Raw genomic sequence first — 17,090 nt, 5'->3', positions numbered from 1 at the left:
CGCGGAGGCCTGATCGATGGCCGCACCCATCCTCAAGGGAGCTCTGATTGGGCCGGTTTCGCCTAAACCACTTGCATGCTTGGCATCAATTGCCCGGGGTTGAAAATCGTGGCACCTGGTGACGCCACTGTGCAGCGGCTGGAGGCGACGGCTGCCGAGTTCGGTATCAGCAGGACCTATACCTCGGCACAGGACCTGTTTATGAACGAAGCCCGGACTTTGTGGACATCGCCACCACGGTGGAGCTTCATCGTGCGCGTGGAGCTGGTGCGGGCTGGTCATGTCTGAGCATCTGCCAGAAGCCGTTTGCGGACTCCATCGCCGACGCGACGGCGATGGTGGCAGCCTGCGAGACGGCGCACATACCGCCTATGGTGCACGAGAACTTCCGCTGCAAACCTCATCCAGCAAATCAAGGTTGCCTGAACGACGTTATCGAACGCCTGGGGCCGCGTCAGCTGGTCGGCCTTTTGCTGTACGCAGCACGCCGTACCTGGCGACAGAGGATCGATTCATCCCGCAGGACTTGGGCATTCACATCATTGATATCGCCAGGTTCTTGTTTGGAGAGGTTTCACCTTTGAGCGCCAGCACACAGCGCGTCAATCCCAACATTCGTGAAGAGGACGTGGTGACCTTGGTTGTTGCACCACACCTCTGGGTTGAACCTCGGTGGTGGACTGCAGCTACGCCACGGCGCTCCTTTTTAAAAACTTCCCCTAAACATTGATCGAAGCGGACGGTACCGGGGAACCCTGCGCCTGGCCGCTAACTACGCGCTGACCGGTGCATACGCGGTTGGCGCGACGCAGGTTCGATCAGGATCGCTTGCTGTTCCCTGCATGCCTGGGCCCAAAGGCCCTGGCACAACATTCAAGACAGTGAAGCTCGAATATCCAGTCACACTGCTGGACTACGGCAACCAGAAGATCCCCCCAGACCTCTGGCGCAGACAACCTCAACACCCTGCGTCTGGTGGAGCTGTCGTACCAGTCGGCAGCCAACGGGCAAATGACCCTGACGTTCAGAAAGAGAGCCGCCCATGCTGAAGACACTGCCTCCGTTCATGAATGCGGACTTGTTGTGGGTCCTGGCAGCCATGGGCCATGGAGACCGTTTGGCCATCGTCGACAGAAACTACCCTGCCTATTCGTCGGCACAGCAGACGCAGAGCGGACGCTGCATCCAGTTGCAAGGTACCTCGGTGGTGGAGGCCTTCCGGGGCATCTTGCAACTGATGCCCCTGGATACGTTTGTGGCAACGCCCCTGCATTGCATGGACTCCGTAGACCAGCCCGGCGTGGTGCTGCCAGTCCAAGCCGACGTGCTGTCGGAATGTGTTCGGGCCGAAGGGCGCAACGTGAACATGGGCCGGCTGGCCCGGGCAGAGTTCTATGAAGCAGCCCAGAAAAGCTTCGCCATCCTTCACACGACGGAATCCCGGCCGTACGGCTGCTTTCTGCTCACCAAGGGAGTGGTCTTTGATGCGTGAGCCATCGCGGTTTCCACACCAGGAACCACTTCCTGCCGACGTCATCATGTAAGTACACCTGTGTGTTTATGATCACAGCGGTCTTGGTTTAGACCTGTTCTCATTGCACCAGGAAATATCTCTATGTCCACAGATCCCATTCAGCGTCGCAAGCTCTACCAAGATGTGTTGGACCGGTTGCTAGAGCGTATCCGGAATGGCGAAATTCCACCGGGTGAACAACTGCCCTCCGAGCGTGAGCTTATGGACACATACCAGGTCGGGCGCCCCGCTATTCGCGAGGCACTGCAGTCCCTGGAGCGATCAGAATCGTCACCATCAACCATGGGAGCGCGCCCGGGGCGCTACGCCAACCGCTGAGTCTGTGGCTACAATTGCCAGTGCGGGCAGCATTTGTTGCGTTCCGATGCGCAGTCGCTGGAGTACCTCAAAGAAGTCCGCGTGTTTCTGGAGTGCGGGATGGCGCGCATGGCCGCCGAAAAGTCCAATCCCGAGAGCATGAAGCTGCTTCGCCAGCGTCTGGGCGAGCACCACCGGTTGGCGGAGAGCCCCACGCACTTTGTGGACGCAGATATGGGATTCCACACCCAGATTGCAGCCATGGGTGGCAACCCCATTTTCCCGGTCATTCTGGAAGCCATGCTCCGGTGGCTGGGCGAGTATTACCAGTCTCTGGTGCGGGCACCGGGGGCGGAAGCGCTGACCCTGGCGGAGCATGACCGCATCGTGGATGCGATCGAGGCCCACGATGCCAATGCGGCTGAAGAAGCCATGCGCGAGCATTTGACCCGGGCCAATGCGCTGTACCAGCGCTTGGTTCGGCCTCCTAGCACCACTGCCGCCAAGCGCAGCAGTCGGTCCAAGGCGCAACCCTGACGTATGGGTCTGGTGTTTCATTCCTCCCCGCCCATGCAAGCGCCTGATACTGCTGCGGAGCTTTTGCGGCTGTACGGCACTACGCAGCCCATCCCGCAAACGGTGTCTTTGCAGGCCGGTGCTTTGTGTTGCGTGCTGGAAGACGGCGCCATTCGCACCCTGCGTTGGAATGGCGTCGAAGTGATCCGGGGCATCGCCTACCTGTTGCGCGATAGCAACTGGGGAACCTCGCAGACCGAGGTCACAGACCTGTCGGTGCAGCAAGACCCACAAAGCTTTGTGGTGCATTTCTACATGCGCTTGACCTTGCGCGACGGCGTGCTGCACGCCAGCGCCCGGGTGCAGGGGCATGCCGATGGCCGCTTTGTGTTCGAAGTAGACGCCACGCCCGAAGTGGCCTTGCGGACCAACCGTTGTGGCTTTGTTGTATTGCATCCGGCGCAGGTGGCCGGTGCGCCGTTGGACGTGGAACACACCGACGGCAGCACGCAGCACCAAGAGTTTCCGCGTTGGATCAGTCCCGGCCAAGTTGCCTGCAACATCCGCCGCTTGCGGCACCGTCCGCAGCCGGGCTTGGTGGTGGATTGCCTGTTGCAAGCCCAGCTGCCCCATGACCCCTTGGGCAAGTTTGAAATGGAGGATCAGCGCAACTGGTCTGACGGCTCCTTCAAGACCTATGTTGCTTCTTTGCTGGACCCGTGGCCCTACACCCTGGAGGCGGGTGTCCGCCTGACCCAGTCCGTGCAGGTCCGCATGGAGTCTGAGCCCGGCTTGGCGCGTGACGCTAGCGCCACGCCGGTGGTACCGGCCGTTCTCGCAGTAGGTGCCCCTCTGGACGCCCTAATGCCCGCTATCGGTGTAGGTGTGCCTCAAGGGCTGGCGCATATGCGGGCGCAAGAGTTGGCCTGCGTCGTGACACTCCAGCCCGGCTGGTTGGTGGCAGAGGTGGAGGTGGCTGACGCACAGCTTCTGCCGAGGCTTGTAGCGATCGCGCACTTGGCACAAGCCTGCGGCGCACGGGTCCAGCTGGATGCCCTGTGCCCGGGAACGCACACACCCGAACACGACGCCCTCCGTCTGGCTCAAGCCTGCAGCACTGCAGGTTTGGTGCCCCACGCGGTGCGGGCCGGCCCACGGCCCTACCTCGCAAGTTACCAGCCCAGCGACCAGTGGCCCGACATTGCCAGCCTGGAGCGATACGCGCAGGCCTACGCGGAGTGTTTCCCCGGTGCCCAAGTGGGGGGCGGCATGCTGACGTACTTTACGGAGCTCAACCGCAAGCGCCAGTCGGATCAGCACCTCCATTTCATCGGGCATAGCACCTGCCCCTTGGTCCATGCTGCGGATGATTTGTCGGTCATGCAAACCCTGGAGGCCTTGCCCAGCATCGTGGCCAGTGTGAAGCAGCTTTGGCCGCATCTCGAATACCGATTGGGGCCGGTCACATTGGGAATGCAGCGCAACCCCTATGGCAGCTCCGTCGCCCAGAATCCGTACAGACTGCGCATGCCCATGGCGACCGATGATCCGCGCCACCACGCGCAATTCGGCGCGGCCTGGCTCGCAGGCTATGCCGTAGTCGTGGCGCCGTTGGGGCTAGGCGTGTTGAGCTTCCAGCACACACATGGTCTTTGTGGCCCCCTGCGGCTGTCCACCTCGGGGGTGCAAGACAGCGAGCACACCACCGCATGGGCGGTGCAGGCTGCGCTGGCGCAAGCGGCTGGCAATCCGGTTCTGGCGGTACACGGAGTTCCCGACGGTGTGCAGGCGCTGGCATGGCAGGCCGAGCAAACGCACCTGATGCTTGTCAATCTGACCCCGGCGCAAACAACGGTCGCACTCGACAGGCCGTGGCGTGTCGCGGGCAATGTGGGGGCACGCGAAGGCGCGCCCGACTGCCTGGCTGCAGACCACCGGTGCCGCCTGGATGCTTACCAAGTTTTGATACTGACTTCATAGCCCTTTTTTTACCCCAACTGGTCTAATGACTATGCCAAAAAACTCCGACGCACCTCCTTCTCTAGCCATCCAAGACGGGCGTATCCGTGCCACGTACTGGATAGAAACGCCCTTCCCCTTGGAGGATGCGGTGGCGGTGCTGGCGGGCGAACAATCCTGCGGTACCTTCACCCGCCTGCCGGGCGAAACCGATGCCTTGCGCGCTGCGGCCAGTGCGGTGGTTGAGCGTTTGACGCCACTGGATTCGGTGGCGCAGCCCTCTTTGCCCATGCGGAGCCTGCCCTCCAGGCTCGGCCCCCATCCCCGATACCAGCGCGCAGAAATCGAAATCTCCTGGCCCTTTGATAACTTGGGGGCGTCGCTCCCCAATCTGATGGCCACGGTCGCGGGCAATCTGTTTGAACTTCGTGAGTTCTCGGGTTTGCGATTGCTCGACTTGCGACTCCCTCCGTCCTTTGCGCAGGCCTACCCAGGCCCGCAGTTCGGTATCTCGGGAACCCGTGCCCTCTTGGGCCTGCAGGGGCGACCTTTGATTGGCACCATCATCAAACCCAGTGTGGGGCTGAGTCCTGCTGCGACTGTATCACTGGTTCGCCAGCTTGCTGACGCAGGGATTGACTTCATCAAGGACGATGAGTTGCAAGGCAATGGCCCCCACAACCGTTTGCGCGACCGGGTGGATGCCGTCATGCCAGTTCTCAAAAAGCATGCCCAGCGCACCGGCCACCAAGTGATGTATGCCTTCAACATCACCGATGAACTTGACACCATGCTGCACAACCACGATTACGTGCGCGCGGCGGGAGGCAACTGTGTGATGGTGACCGTGGCCAGTGTGGGGCTGCCCGCATTGGTGCACTTGCGCAAGCACAGCCAGTTGGCCATCCACGGCCACCGCGCGGGCTGGGGGCTCTACAGCCGCTCCCCCCATATCGGGATGGAGTACGCGGCGTACCAGCAATTCTGGCGTCTGGCTGGTGTAGACCATTTGCACGTGAATGGCCTGCGCAACAAGTTCAGTGAGCCCGATGCGTCAGTGATCCGCTCCGCCCAAGCCTGCACACGCCCCATGTTTGCGCCGCCTTACCCGGGTTGTGAAGTCATGCCAGTGTTCTCGTCAGGACAAACCGCAGAGCAGGTGGCCGATACCTACCAGGCACTGGGGAGCACCGACCTGATTTACTGCTGTGGCGGCGGCATCATGGGGCACCCTGGTGGCGTCCCGCAGGGGGTTCTGAGCTTGCAAGAAGCATGGGAAGCCGCTGTGCGAGGTGTGGACCTGGAGGTGCATGCCCAAACCCATCCTGCATTGGCACAGGCCATCGCCGCATTTCGCAGTTAAGCCATGTCCCAGTTACTGCTCAGCTACTACGGCGACGATCTCACAGGCTCCACCGATGCGATGGAGGCGCTCAACCTCGCGGGCGTGCGTACGGCGCTGTTCCTCAAGCCGGCCACCGCGGCCCAAATTCGCGCTGTGTCCGTTACGGGGCCACTGCAAGCCATTGGCCTTGCCGGTACCAGCCGCAGCGAGACACCTGCCTGGATGGACCAGCACCTGCCCACGGCCCTGGGGTGGCTGGCCGCGCAGCAGGCCGCTGTGTGCCACTACAAAGTCTGCTCGACCTTTGACAGCGCACCGCATGTCGGGAGCATAGGCCGGGCCCTCGACATTGGCGCGCAGGTGTTTGCACAAGCGGTGGTGCCCGTGGTGGTGGGGGTGCCACAGCTCAAGCGCTATACCGTGTTTGGCCATCTGTTTGCCACGCTCCATGGCGTCACCTACCGCATTGACCGCCACCCCGTGATGAGCCGCCACCCGGTCACCCCCATGGATGAAGCCGACCTGTGCCTGCACTTGGGCCAGCAGACCCAGGCGCCCATCAGCGTCTTGGACTGGCAGGCCTTGGCGTCCACCGACGCGGACGCGCGCATGGAAGCCGCCATGGCCAGCCGCGACGGGCGTACCCGCGGCCTGCTGCTGGATGTGCCCGATATGCCTACGCAAGCACTGGTCGGGCAGCAGCTGTGGCGCCATCGACGTTCCGAGGGCAGCCTCTTTGTCATCGGTTCGTCGGGGGTTGAGTACGCCCTGGTGAATGCGTGGCGGGCATCGGGCGTTCTCAATCATCAACCTGCTGCCACCAGGCGCGTCCCCGCTGTCGACAAGATTGCCGTGGTCTCCGGGAGCTGCTCTGCAACCACGGCGGCCCAAATCCGGGCTGCCGCTGACATGGGCTTTGAGCTGATCGCTGCCGACGCCGCGCTCCTGTCCTCCCGGGCACATGGTGACGACGAGCAATATCGCCTTGCAGCCTTGGCGCGGTCTGCGTTGGCCAAAGGCCACAGCATCATTGTTTACACCGCCATGGGGCCTGAGGCCGTGGCACAGCAGCCCACTGATGCGGAGCCACACGCCATCGGGCGCAGGCTCGGCCGCCTGCTGCGCGACTTGGTGGCCAGCACGGGTCTGCAGCGGGTGGTGGTTGCAGGTGGTGATACCTCCAGCCACGCGTTGCAGGAGCTGGACGTTTACGCCCTCACCGTGGCCATGCCCTTGCCCCAGACCCCAGGCTCGCCTTTGTGCGTGGCCCACAGCGATGTGCCCGCGTTTCAGGGGCTGCAGCTCGCCCTCAAGGGTGGTCAGATCGGCGCACTCGACTACTTCGCGGCGATTCGCGATGGCCGCGCCTAGGCCCTACGACGACGCTCGCCACCTTGATCTTGCCGGCTTGCTGCAGATGAAGGCAGCGGGCTCGGTCTTGTGTGCCGTCAGCACCCGCGACTCCGCCATGGCGGGCTTGGCCGCCAAGGCGGGTGCGGAGTGTCTGTTTATCTGCGCGGAGCCAGCGGATGTACTGGATCGCTGGGAAGATTCGGGCAGCCCGGGTTTGGAGTACACGGTGCGCAATGTCGCGTGCGCCCTGCAAAACTTCTCCAGCCCCGCATGGATGATCTGTGAACTGCCTGGCCATTGCTACGACCGGCCACCCCAAGCCGGCCTCAGCCAGGCCTTGCGCCTGTTGAAAGCAGGTGCGGACATGGTGTCCGTGAAATGGGAACCCGGGTGTGTCGAGACTTGCCAACTCTTGGTGGAGCGTGGCGTCCCAGTTTGCTTGTACGTTGCGGACTCCCAAGGTGCCTCCCTCGCAGCTCTGGCGGCAGATATCCGAGAAACCGGGGCTACTTGCGTGGTGATGGATGAGCTCTCTGCCGAGAGCAGTCATTCGCTTGCCCTTAAGTTGCCGGACTGCTTGTGCCTGGCCACGCATTCGGGTTGGCCGGCGGATGGCCAGCTGCGCAGCCTTGAAAACATTCTCGGACTAACCCGTACAGACCCCGGCCTCGGGCAGTACCTTTCAGTCAACCAAGGCATCTCAGCGGCGATTGCGCACTACGTTTGTGATGCAAAGTCCGGACTATTGGCGCGTAACTTACTTCAGGGTTGCTATCAATAGAGGAGCTGTTAGCGCATTATTCATGAGAGATAGGGGCTAATTTGGTATGAAAGTCTGCTGCTGCACCACAAAGCCGTCAAACGCAGCCAGCAGCGGCCGCCAGCGGGCTGCGTCGCCCTCCAGCTGTGCCAGCGCAGCGCAGGTGGCTTCCAGGGTAGAGAGCTGCCCCGGCGCGTGCGCCTTGCGGATGGCGTAGCGGCTCTCGGGCACGTCATCCAAGGCCAACCGCGGCAGGCCTTGCAGCGCGGCGCTCAGGTGCAGCATCTTGCGGCTCTTGCGCCAGGTAGCGTCCAGCACTACCAGGCGCAGTGTGTGCAGATCTCTCAGATGCGCCGGGTCTAGCACGGCCGGCAGGGCGTGGCCCTCATACGCCGTGGGCGGGTACAGCAGCACGGTGGTCTTGTCGTCGGGCATCAGCGCCTGCAGCGCTGTGTCGTCCCACGCTTCGCCCACCACCAGGCGGCTGCCGGGCAGGCTCAGGTGCAGCAGGCGTGCGCTGTTCTTGGCGTGGTGCACTTCCAGCGGGTGTTGCAGGATCAGCACCTCACACGCGCTGGGTGTGGGCGTGACAAAGCGGCAGATGCAGCTGACTTGCGGGCGCTGGCAGTTGGCGCAGACGGCGCGCGCCATCACGCGCCCATGTAGGCCTGCAGCCCTTGCAGCAGCGCATCAAACGTGACTTTGCAGCGCGGCGTGTTGCGCAGGTCTTCGTGCATGGTGAGCCAGGTCTCCAGGCCCAGCGTAAAGCTGCCGGGCAGCAGGTGCACCAGCTGCGGGTCGCGTGCGGCCAGCGCGTTTTGGCAAATGCCAATGCCGCAGCCTGCACGAATCAGCGCCAGCTGGGCCACATCGCTGTCAGTGCGCAGCGCAAAGGCGTCGCGCTGCCACAGCGCAAACCCCTTGCGCGCTGCGCGCACAAAGGCGCTTTCTTCGTCAAAACCAATCAGCGCGTGCTGGGCCAGCGCGTCCAGCGTCTGTGGCGTGCCGCGCCGCTCCAGGTAGCGCGTGTGCGCATGCAAGCCCAGGTCCACCTGGCCCACGCGGCGCGCAATCAGCTGCTCTTGCTTGGGCTGTGTCATGCGTACGGCAATATCGGCCTCGCGTTGCAGCAGGTCTTGCACGCGGTTGCTCAGTACCAGCTCCACCTTCAGGTCGGGGTAGCGGGTTTGCAGCTGCGCCACGATGGGCGGCAGCACCTCCACCCCCATCACCTCGCTGGCGGTGATGCGTACTGTGCCTTTGATGCCCGAGCCCTGGCTCTCGGCGGCACGCTTCAGGGCGGCGGCAGAGCTGCTCATGGCCTGGGCAAACGGATGCAGCGCACGCGCGGCGTCGGTGGGCAGCAAGCCGGTTTGGGAGCGGGTGAACAACGCCACGCCCAACGCCTTTTCCAGGGCATCAATGTGCCTGCCCACGGTGGGCTGGGCAATGCCCAGTGCGCGGGCCGCGCCCGAGAGCGAACCCTCTTCCAACACGCCCAAATACGAGCGGTACAGCTCCCAGCCAATCTCGGTGTGGTTCTCGGTAGTCATACAGAAATGTATGGCCGCTGGCTCATGTTGGTCAATTGCTTATTAACCCGCGCCCTTCGAAACTTCATCCATCGCAACACATTGTCTTCAAGGAGTTTTGAGATGAGCAATAACACCGCATTGGTATTGGGCGCCACCGGCGGCATTGGTGGCGAGGTGGCCCGCCAACTGTTGGCCGCCGGTTGGACGGTACGCGCCCTGCGCCGCGGCTCGGCACCCACCGCCGGCCAGCACGGTGGCATTGCATGGATCAGCGGCGACGCCATGCACCGCGCCGACGTAGTGGCGGCTGCACGGGGCTGCAGCGTCATCGTGCACGCCGTCAATCCACCCGGTTACCGCCGTTGGGCCGAGCTGGTGCTGCCCATGGTGGACAACACCATCGCCGCCGCACAGGCGGTGGGCGCCACCATCGTGCTGCCCGGCACGGTGTACAACTACGGCCCCAGCGCCTTTCCCACGCTGCATGAAGATTCGCCGCAAGACCCCGTGACCCGCAAAGGCGCCATCCGCGTGCAGATGGAGCAGCGGCTGCAAGCCGCCAGCCGCCAGGGCTGCCGGGTTATCGTGGTGCGGGCGGGTGACTACTTTGGCCCCAAGCCCGGCAACAGCTGGTTCTCGCAAGGGCTCATCAAACCGGGCCAGCCGGTCACAACCATCAGCGTGCCCAACGCTCCCGGTGTGGGCCACCAATGGTCCTACCTGCCCGACGTGGCCCGCACCATGGTGGAGCTGGTGCAGCGCCGCGACACGCTGGAGCCCTTCGCCGCTTTTCACATGCAGGGCCATTGGGATGCCGATGGCACACAGTTGGCCGCCGCCATAAGCCGCGTCGTCGTCAAGCACGGCGGTGCCCAGCCCAAGGTCAGCGCCTTCCCTTGGTGGCTCATGGCACTGATTGCACCGTTTGTGCCCACCATCCGCGAATTGCGCGAGATGCGTTACCTATGGACGACGCGGGTGGAGTTGCGCAACGCGAAACTGGTTGCGACGCTGGGCTATGAACCCCACACGCCACTGGATGACGCAGTGGCTGCGGCGTTGGCGGGCATGGGGTGTTTGCCGGTGACCGCTGGTTAGCCCTGTAGCTTGCCGTCAAAGTCGCTGGCGTCATGGCGTTCGCGCAGTTGCTCGGCAGGGTCGCCGGTCACCCGGTTCACCATGCGGCCCCGCTTGACGGCCGGGCGGGCGTAGAGCTGGTCGGCCCAGCGTTGTACGTGCTTGTATTCGTGCACGCTCAAGAACTCGGCAGCGTCGTACGCCCAGCCTTTGACCAAGCCGCCGTACCACGGGAACACCGCCATGTCGGCAATCGTGTACTCGCCGCCCGCCAGGTATTCGTGCTCGGCCAGTCGGCGGTCCAGCACGTCCAGCTCGCGCTTCACTTCCATGGCAAAACGGTCGATGGCGTATTCGATTTTGGTGGGCGCGTAGGCATAGAAGTGCCCGAAGCCACCACCCAGATAAGGCGCGCTGCCCATTTGCCAGAACAACCAGTTCAGCGTCTCAGTGCGGCCTGCAATGTCCTTGGGCAAAAAGGCGCCAAACTTTTCGGCCAAGTACAGCAATATGGAGCCCGACTCAAACACGCGCAGGGGTTCGAGCCCGCTGCGGTCCAGCAGCGCCGGAATTTTGGAGTTGGGGTTCACGTCCACAAAGCCGGAGCCGAACTGGTCACCGTCGCGGATGTTGATCAGCCAGGCGTCGTACTCGGCACCGGTGTGGCCTGCCGCCAGCAGCTCTTCAAGCAGGATGGTCACTTTCACCCCATTGGGTGTGCCCAGCGAATACAGCTGCAGCGGGTGTTTGCCCACCGGTAATTCTTTGTCGTGCGTGGGGCCGGCAATGGGCCGATTAATGCTGGCGAATGCGCCGCCATTGTCTTTGTCCCAAGTCCAAACTTTGGGCGGCACGTAGGGGGAGGAGTCGGTCATGTGGGGCTTTGGAATGAGGGTTGTCTGGTTCTTTCCATGATATTCGTGATCCTCAAAACGCGCTGATGCAGGGATGCTTGCTATGCCTCAGACACAATGCGTCGTGGGTGCTTTACTTCTCCTTAAAGAAGTGGTGGCACTCCGCGTCTTTGTCGCCTTGGCGTTGATGTTCAAGGCGCTTGCGGCATGAGCGATAACAATAGGGGCCGCACCCGCAGCCCCTGTTTTGTGCGGCGACAAGGAGACCCCCATGGCAGCACCCGAAAAAGTCAAAGGCCCCGCGTCCTACTTCCCGTCCATCGAGAAGACCTATGGCCACCCCATGGCCCACTGGTTTGCGCTGGTGCAACAGCAGCAGGGCAAGAAGCACATGGAGATCGTGGCTTGGCTCAAGACCGAACACGGCCTGGGCCACGGCCACGCGAATGCTATCGTCGCGCACTGCCTGGCGGCCGCCCAGTGAGCGCGCCCATCGCGCCCGCAGAAGCAGCGCGCCTCAAGGCCCTGCCCAAGGCAGAGGTCCACCTGCATCTGGAAGGCTGCTTTGAAGCCGCACTGATCGCGCAATGGGCCAAGACAGAGGGCGTGGCACTGCCGCGCCCGCAGGAAGATCTGTTCAAGTTCTCGGGCCTGGCGGACTTTCTGGGTTTTCTCGATCTGGCCTGCGGCTTGGCTCGCACCCAAGACCGGCTGGTGGAACTGAGCTACGGCCTCAGCCAGCGCCTGGCGGCCAACGGCACGGGCTATGCCGATGTGATCTTTAACCCCACGCACTGGCACGCATGGCACGGCCGCCTGGGCGCCATGCTCGACGCCATCCACGCCGGCTTTAGCGCCGCGGAGCAAGACGGCCTGCCCGGCGTGGGCCTGTGCGTCAGCCTGCTGCGCACGCAGACGGCCATTGAGGCCATCGAGTTGGTGAACACGCTAACAACGCTGCGCCACCCGCGCGTGGTGGCCCTGTCGGTAGACGGCAACGAAGCCACCGCCGGCCGCACCGGTCCCCGGTTTGCCGAGGCCTTCCGCCAGGCCGGCAAGGCCGGCCTGCGCCGCACCGTACACGCGGGCGAATCCAGCGGACCCGAGGGCGTGTGGGACGCTGTGGAGCTGCTGGGCGCCGACCGCATCGACCACGGCGTGCGCGCCATCGACGACCCGGCGCTGGTGCAGATGCTGGCGGAGCGGCAAATTCCGTTGGGCGTGTGCCCCACGTCGAATCTGGTGCTCGGTGTCTATCCGTCGATTGAGGCGCACCCCATCGAGCGGCTGCGGCAGGCCGGTGTGCGCGTGTCTTTGAATACCGATGATCCCGCGCTGCTGGGTGCGAGTTTGGTGGGGGAGTACGCGTTGTGTCGGCAGGCGTTTGGGTGGAGTGACGAAGTGACGCGGGATGTGGCGCGGACTTCTATTAAGGCTAGTTTTGCTAGCGCGGAAGTGACGGCGGGGTTGTGGGCTAGGTTGAAGGACTGGTGAGGTCATTAGGAGACGTTGCTTGTGCAGGGGGTATCTAGCACTAGTGCGCGCCCACGTGCTTTGTTCCGACCTTCGTGACAAATGTCGGTAAAAATCAGTAAGCGAGGGTATCCGCAGTTCTAGGGATGAGCCTTATAAGCCGCTGGAGTTGACGACGTTGGCGGGATAGTGGTTTTTATAGCAACCAAGTTAAGCACTGCAATATTAGAAGCGCTTGGCGGGGTTCATGAACTGACCATCTTACGGATGCCAATAGTGGTTATATATGTTTTATCAGTAGTGTCCGGTTAAAAAGTAAACAAATTCAACTGGTTAGAGCTGATCGGTGTTTCTGGCAATGGGGTGTCGGGCTGCAAGGCGCATGAAATCTGGGTTTTCTCAAAAACCGACACTGACAATATCTGTAGAAATGTGTAGAGCGAGGCATCCAAGTGAAGCTCCTTCTTGACGATGGCAATCAGCACGTAAGTGGACACGGCGCACCAAATTTGTGTCTTGACCGCGTTCTCGCTCGTGCCCAAAAAGCGCTTGATGCGCAAGTGCTGTTTTATCCACTTGAAGAACAGTTCCACCTGCCAACGGTTCTTGTACAGGGCGGCAATCGTCAGCGCCGGCAGACTGGTGTTGTTGGTCAGAAACACCAAGGTCCTGCCGGACTCGGGATCCTTGAATCGGATGCGGCGCAAGTGCTCGGGATAGTCTTGAGCGGTGTAGAACCCGTTCAGAGCAATGGTCTGATCGCAGATCACTCCGGTATCCCGATGGGTGGGTGCCGAATACACCCGACGCGCATCCATACCCCGCTTGGCGCGGGTGACAAAGAAAGCTCCGGCCTGATGCATCTTGTACAGCCGAGCGAAATCCAGGTAGCCCCGATCCATCACGTAAAAGGCACCGGCTTCGATGGGCAGGATGTCCAGCACGTTGACCTCGTGCATCTTGCCGTCGCTGATGTGAATGAAAGCGGGAATAGAGCCACGCAGGTCCAGCAGCGTATGCATCTTCACAGCCGCTTTGGTGGTACGAAATGGGGCCCAGTCGAACAAACTCAGACACAGGTCGATCGTGGTCGCATCCAGCGCGTAGACCGTGGCATCCAGGTCGATGTTCAGGGCGTCTCTGGCATAGAGACTTCTGGCACGTTGGATCAGACGCATCGCCAGCGCGTGGTAGATGCGCCAATCCCGCAGGTTCAGCGCATCGGACAGCGTGGAGCGTGCGGGAACGCCCTTCATGCCCATGTGAAACAGCTTGGTTTGGTTGGCAGCAAGACAGACCTCGATGTCGCGCAGGGATTCGCGCCAGGTCAGTTGCGCAAAGGCCATCACCCGAAACAAGTCGGCGCAACTGAGAGTTCGCACTCCGGCATCGCCCGCGTGGCGATCGATGATGCGACCAAACGTCTTCCATGGCACGTACTCCATGATTTGCGCAAACAGCGTCTTGCCCACGTTCATGCGTCACCCCAGGCTGTTCAAACCCGAGAGCATCGCAAATGTGCCAATTGAAATTCAAATCGTGGACAGCCATGAACCTCTTGAAACCCGCGTTGCTATTGGCTTGCAAGCCGATGGCCATCATTTAAACCGGACACTACTGATGTTTTATGTAAGCTTTTAGCCCGATGGTTCTTATGTGTCGTAGTCCGGGCGAGTCAATGTTAAAAGTTGCCGAGTCGCCTTTGCCCCAACGATAGTCCAAACACCGCAAACACACTGGCAGGTTCAAAGACTTAAACCAGAAAATCAGAAGAATTGAAATGACATTTGAATTCAACCCTGCCAAACAACGAAAGCTTCGCGGCTGCTATTTCGTAATTGTTGGAGTAGCGTGCTTTGCAGTAAGTACGACGGCTGTACCTGCCGATAAAGTGACAACTGCCTGCCGTGTGCCAAATGTGCAAGCACAGGTGGCGAGCAACGGAGATCGTGATGCGCCAGCATATGCAAATCTGGCAATGAAAACACTCACTCGTTCCGCTGCGCAAGGCGATAGATCGGCACAAGCTGAACTTGGACGGGCGTATCTTGAAGGGAACAGTGTGCCCCGAGATATATCCGCTGCTGGCGCTTGGTTTTTAAGAGCCGCCGAACAAGGCGACATGGACGCTCAAATACAACTGAGTGCAATTTATACCCATGGTATGGGGGTTCCCAAGGATAGATTCGAAGCTTCATATTGGAAGGTGCAAGCTTATCCTCATGAGTTAGTAAAAATGCGCGAGGCTTTAGCGGTAGAGGTGAACCCCTTGCCTGCCCGAGCTTGGCGAGCATCGATGCAAGAATACCTGCCGCACGCGGAAAAGGGAAATTCGCTTGCTCAATACGCCGTTGGAAGAATGTATCTTGCCGCCTCTCGAGAGTATCTCGATCATGAAGTTGCTGTTGAGTGGCTAGAAAAAGCTGCTACTCATGGGCATGTGAAGGCGGCAATTGATTTGGCAGGGATCCTCGCTATTAGAGGCGAGACAAGTACTGAGTTGGAAAACTCACTTTTTTGGTTTCGGTATGCAGTTACACAGAATCGTGTTGCCACCGCCAAGGCCATGTATGAAGTGGGCATAAAGGTTCAGAAAAAACGCGGTGGAATGACAGTTTTTTGGCTGTCCCGAGCAGCTGAATTAGGCAACGCAAATGCGCAAAATGATTTGGGAAGAATTTATGAGACAGGTAATGGTGTTGAACAGGATTTTGCAAGCGCAGTAGTTTGGTATCGACGGGCTGCAGACCAAGATCTACCCGAAGCCCAATATGCGCTTGCACAAATGTATTTGGAGGGTCGAGGCGTACCAAAAGATGTGGATGCGGCGTATTTTTGGTGGGCACTTTCAGCGAAAACTAGTGCTGTTTGCAAAGATATTTCAGAGGGTGATGGAATCTCAGCAGACATGGGGAAGCCGTACTTCGCTTGTTCAATGTTTGAACGAAAGGGATATATCGGTGGTGAAATGAATGCGTCTGGTTTTTGGAACTCTCGGTTGCAAGGAAGTCAGGAAAAGTTACGCATGGCACTTACAAATTGGAGGCCGAATTTGAGTGGAAACAAACTTTTACCCTCTTCCAACTTCGATGCATTGTGTGAGCTAGATGAATAGCTTCAAACCACCCCCGCCCTCTCCAACATCGCATGCAGCAACACATTGCACCCCGCCGTGATGTGCTCCGGCTTTGCATCCTCAATCTCGTTGTGGCTGATGCCGTCTTTGCAGGGGATGAAGATCATGCCGGCGGGGGCCAGTTTGGCCATGTAGACGGCGTCGTGGCCGGCGCCTGACACAGCGGGCATGTTGGAGTAGCCCAGCTTCTTAGCGGCGCGGCCTACGGCGTCTACGCAGTTGTCGTGGAAGGCAATCGCGTTGTAGCTGGACACCATTTCAATCTTCACGTCCACGCCGTGTTCTTTGGCCACGGTGGCGGCGAAGGCTTTCACCTCGTCGGCCATCTGGTCCACCAGCGCGTCGGTGGCGTTGCGCAGGTCAATGCTGAACTTCACGCGGCCGGGAATCACGTTGCGGCTGTTGGGGAACACCTGCACCATGCCCACGGTGCCACGGCCATGCGGCGGGTGGCGGTGGGCCGCAGCCACCACGTCTTGCATGATGCGCGTGGCGGCCAGCATGGCGTCTTTGCGCAGCGCCATGGGTGTAGGGCCGGCGTGGGCCTCCATGCCGGTCACGGTGCAGTCAAACCAGCGGATGCCCAGCACGCCGCTGACCACGCCAATGGTCTTGTCGTTGTCTTCCAGCACAGGGCCTTGTTCGATGTGTGTCTCGAAGTACGCGCCAATCGGGTGGTCGCCGGGTTCCTGTGTGCCGATGTAGCCGATACGCTCCAGCTCGCCCTTCACGCTTTTGCCTTCGGTGTCGGTGGCGGCATACGCATGCTCCAGCGTGAAGGCCTTGGCGAACACGCCCGAGCCCATCATCACCGGCACAAAGCGCGAGCCTTCTTCGTTGGTCCAGAAGGCCACTTCGATGGGCGCTTCGGTTTCAATGCCTAGGTCGTTCAGGGTGCGCACCACCTCAATGCCCGCCAGCACGCCGTAGTTGCCATCGAACTTGCCGCCTGTGGGCTGGGTGTCGATGTGGCTGCCGGTCATGATGGGCGGCAGGCTGTTGTTGCGGCCTGCGCGGCGCATGAAGCCGTTGCCGATCTTGTCGATGGTGATGGTCATGCCGGCCTCGCGCGCCCAGCCCAGCACCAGGTCACGGCCCTGCTTGTCCAGGTCAGTCAAGGTGAGGCGGCACACACCGCCCTTGGGCGTGGCGCCGATTTTGGCCAACTCCATGAGCGAGGCCCAGAGGCGGTCGCCGTTGATGCGGACCTTGTCAATATCGATGGCAGTTGCGGTGGTCATGGTTCGGCTC

16 protein-coding genes and 1 pseudogene are annotated in these 17,090 nt (G+C 61.1%); 12 read left to right on the top strand and 5 right to left on the bottom strand.

From position 1 onward, the window contains the following. Positions 1-75: 75 nt before the first annotated feature. The 8 genes and pseudogenes from U5O12_RS05870 (at position 76) to U5O12_RS05835 (ending at position 7,785) form a co-directional block, all read left to right on the top strand. Entirely contained in the window at positions 76-288 is a 213-nt protein-coding gene (locus U5O12_RS05870; RefSeq protein ID WP_322577732.1) for a hypothetical protein, read from the top strand. Continuing rightward, entirely contained in the window at positions 281-730 is a 450-nt protein-coding gene (locus U5O12_RS21145) for a hypothetical protein (RefSeq protein ID WP_416221454.1), read from the top strand. The genes U5O12_RS05870 and U5O12_RS21145 overlap by 8 nt, the downstream gene beginning before the upstream one ends. A gap of 312 nt (positions 731-1,042) precedes the next feature. Then, positions 1,043-1,492, top strand: a complete 450-nt coding sequence (locus U5O12_RS05865; protein WP_322577731.1) for an RbsD/FucU family protein — start codon at positions 1,043-1,045, stop codon at positions 1,490-1,492. A 123-nt stretch (positions 1,493-1,615) separates the two neighbouring features. Further along, a pseudogene (nanR, locus tag U5O12_RS21140) lies at positions 1,616-2,368 on the top strand (transcriptional regulator NanR). 33 nt (positions 2,369-2,401) lie between these two features. Then, positions 2,402-4,327, top strand: a complete 1,926-nt coding sequence (locus U5O12_RS05850) for a hypothetical protein (RefSeq protein WP_322577728.1) — start codon at positions 2,402-2,404, stop codon at positions 4,325-4,327. Positions 4,328-4,358: 31 nt separating this feature from the next. Then, positions 4,359-5,669 carry a ribulose-bisphosphate carboxylase large subunit family protein gene (locus U5O12_RS05845; protein WP_322577727.1) on the top strand — a complete coding sequence of 437 codons (1,311 nt, stop codon included), beginning with the start codon at positions 4,359-4,361 and terminating at the stop codon, positions 5,667-5,669. Positions 5,670-5,672: 3 nt separating this feature from the next. Continuing rightward, positions 5,673-7,022: a four-carbon acid sugar kinase family protein gene (locus tag U5O12_RS05840; protein ID WP_322577726.1), complete on the top strand. Its 1,350-nt coding sequence runs from the start codon at positions 5,673-5,675 to the stop codon at positions 7,020-7,022. After that, positions 7,009-7,785, top strand: a complete 777-nt coding sequence (locus U5O12_RS05835) for a 3-methyl-2-oxobutanoate hydroxymethyltransferase (protein WP_322577725.1) — start codon at positions 7,009-7,011, stop codon at positions 7,783-7,785. Before U5O12_RS05840 ends, U5O12_RS05835 begins: the two co-directional genes overlap by 14 nt. Before the next feature lie 36 nt (positions 7,786-7,821). Here U5O12_RS05835 and U5O12_RS05830 read toward each other — a convergent pair whose 3' ends face one another. Continuing rightward, a complete protein-coding gene (locus U5O12_RS05830; protein ID WP_322577724.1) occupies positions 7,822-8,415 on the bottom strand; it encodes a tRNA-uridine aminocarboxypropyltransferase in 594 nt (197 codons plus the stop codon). Further along, a complete protein-coding gene (locus U5O12_RS05825) occupies positions 8,415-9,317 on the bottom strand; it encodes a LysR family transcriptional regulator (protein WP_322577723.1) in 903 nt (300 codons plus the stop codon). Before U5O12_RS05825 ends, U5O12_RS05830 begins: the two co-directional genes overlap by 1 nt. Before the next feature lie 102 nt (positions 9,318-9,419). On the opposite strand from U5O12_RS05825, the gene U5O12_RS05820 reads away from it, so the two are divergent. After that, the gene (locus tag U5O12_RS05820) at positions 9,420-10,397 is read left to right on the top strand and encodes an NAD-dependent epimerase/dehydratase family protein (protein WP_322577722.1); all 978 of its coding nucleotides are present in this window, start codon (positions 9,420-9,422) and stop codon (positions 10,395-10,397) included. Here the strand turns inward: U5O12_RS05820 and yghU are convergent. Continuing rightward, positions 10,394-11,251, bottom strand: coding sequence for a glutathione-dependent disulfide-bond oxidoreductase (gene yghU / locus U5O12_RS05815; protein WP_322577721.1), 858 nt, complete (start codon positions 11,249-11,251; stop codon positions 10,394-10,396). The two genes, U5O12_RS05820 and yghU, sit on opposite strands and share 4 nt — an antisense overlap. Before the next feature lie 250 nt (positions 11,252-11,501). On the opposite strand from yghU, the gene U5O12_RS05810 reads away from it, so the two are divergent. After that, complete coding sequence (locus U5O12_RS05810; protein WP_322577720.1) at positions 11,502-11,714, top strand: DUF4287 domain-containing protein; 213 nt, start codon at positions 11,502-11,504, stop codon at positions 11,712-11,714. Continuing rightward, positions 11,711-12,724, top strand: coding sequence for an adenosine deaminase (gene add / locus U5O12_RS05805; protein WP_322577719.1), 1,014 nt, complete (start codon positions 11,711-11,713; stop codon positions 12,722-12,724). Before U5O12_RS05810 ends, add begins: the two co-directional genes overlap by 4 nt. Before the next feature lie 287 nt (positions 12,725-13,011). Here add and U5O12_RS05800 read toward each other — a convergent pair whose 3' ends face one another. Beyond that, positions 13,012-14,181: an IS4 family transposase gene (locus U5O12_RS05800; protein WP_322576672.1), complete on the bottom strand. Its 1,170-nt coding sequence runs from the start codon at positions 14,179-14,181 to the stop codon at positions 13,012-13,014. A 302-nt stretch (positions 14,182-14,483) separates the two neighbouring features. On the opposite strand from U5O12_RS05800, the gene U5O12_RS05795 reads away from it, so the two are divergent. Continuing rightward, complete coding sequence (locus U5O12_RS05795) at positions 14,484-15,818, top strand: tetratricopeptide repeat protein (protein ID WP_322577718.1); 1,335 nt, start codon at positions 14,484-14,486, stop codon at positions 15,816-15,818. A 2-nt stretch (positions 15,819-15,820) separates the two neighbouring features. On the opposite strand, the gene U5O12_RS05790 is transcribed toward U5O12_RS05795, so the two are convergent. Beyond that, positions 15,821-17,080, bottom strand: coding sequence for a Zn-dependent hydrolase (locus U5O12_RS05790; protein ID WP_322577717.1), 1,260 nt, complete (start codon positions 17,078-17,080; stop codon positions 15,821-15,823). Positions 17,081-17,090 lie beyond the last annotated feature (10 nt).

Origin of the sequence: Rhodoferax sp., from assembly GCF_034519335.1 — a bacterium.
Lineage (GTDB): Bacteria > Pseudomonadota > Gammaproteobacteria > Burkholderiales > Burkholderiaceae_C > Allorhodoferax.
The sequence above is the reverse complement of the archived record's forward strand: the minus strand, read 5'-3'. Positions and strand labels throughout refer to the sequence as shown.

Coding starts and splice junctions, on each gene's coding strand:
- U5O12_RS05865 (WP_322577731.1), top strand. CDS start 1,043: ATGCTGAAGACACTGCCTCCGTTCATGAATGCGGACTTGTTGTGGGTC.
- U5O12_RS05825 (WP_322577723.1), bottom strand. CDS start 9,317: ATGACTACCGAGAACCACACCGAGATTGGCTGGGAGCTGTACCGCTCG.
- U5O12_RS05820 (WP_322577722.1), top strand. CDS start 9,420: ATGAGCAATAACACCGCATTGGTATTGGGCGCCACCGGCGGCATTGGT.
- U5O12_RS05810 (WP_322577720.1), top strand. CDS start 11,502: ATGGCAGCACCCGAAAAAGTCAAAGGCCCCGCGTCCTACTTCCCGTCC.
- U5O12_RS05850 (WP_322577728.1), top strand. CDS start 2,402: ATGCAAGCGCCTGATACTGCTGCGGAGCTTTTGCGGCTGTACGGCACT.
- U5O12_RS05870 (WP_322577732.1), top strand. CDS start 76: ATGCTTGGCATCAATTGCCCGGGGTTGAAAATCGTGGCACCTGGTGAC.
- U5O12_RS05840 (WP_322577726.1), top strand. CDS start 5,673: ATGTCCCAGTTACTGCTCAGCTACTACGGCGACGATCTCACAGGCTCC.
- U5O12_RS05790 (WP_322577717.1), bottom strand. CDS start 17,080: ATGACCACCGCAACTGCCATCGATATTGACAAGGTCCGCATCAACGGC.
- U5O12_RS05835 (WP_322577725.1), top strand. CDS start 7,009: ATGGCCGCGCCTAGGCCCTACGACGACGCTCGCCACCTTGATCTTGCC.
- U5O12_RS05830 (WP_322577724.1), bottom strand. CDS start 8,415: ATGGCGCGCGCCGTCTGCGCCAACTGCCAGCGCCCGCAAGTCAGCTGC.
- U5O12_RS05845 (WP_322577727.1), top strand. CDS start 4,359: ATGCCAAAAAACTCCGACGCACCTCCTTCTCTAGCCATCCAAGACGGG.
- yghU (WP_322577721.1), bottom strand. CDS start 11,251: ATGACCGACTCCTCCCCCTACGTGCCGCCCAAAGTTTGGACTTGGGAC.
- U5O12_RS21145 (WP_416221454.1), top strand. CDS start 281: ATGTCTGAGCATCTGCCAGAAGCCGTTTGCGGACTCCATCGCCGACGC.
- U5O12_RS05800 (WP_322576672.1), bottom strand. CDS start 14,181: ATGAACGTGGGCAAGACGCTGTTTGCGCAAATCATGGAGTACGTGCCA.
- U5O12_RS05795 (WP_322577718.1), top strand. CDS start 14,484: ATGACATTTGAATTCAACCCTGCCAAACAACGAAAGCTTCGCGGCTGC.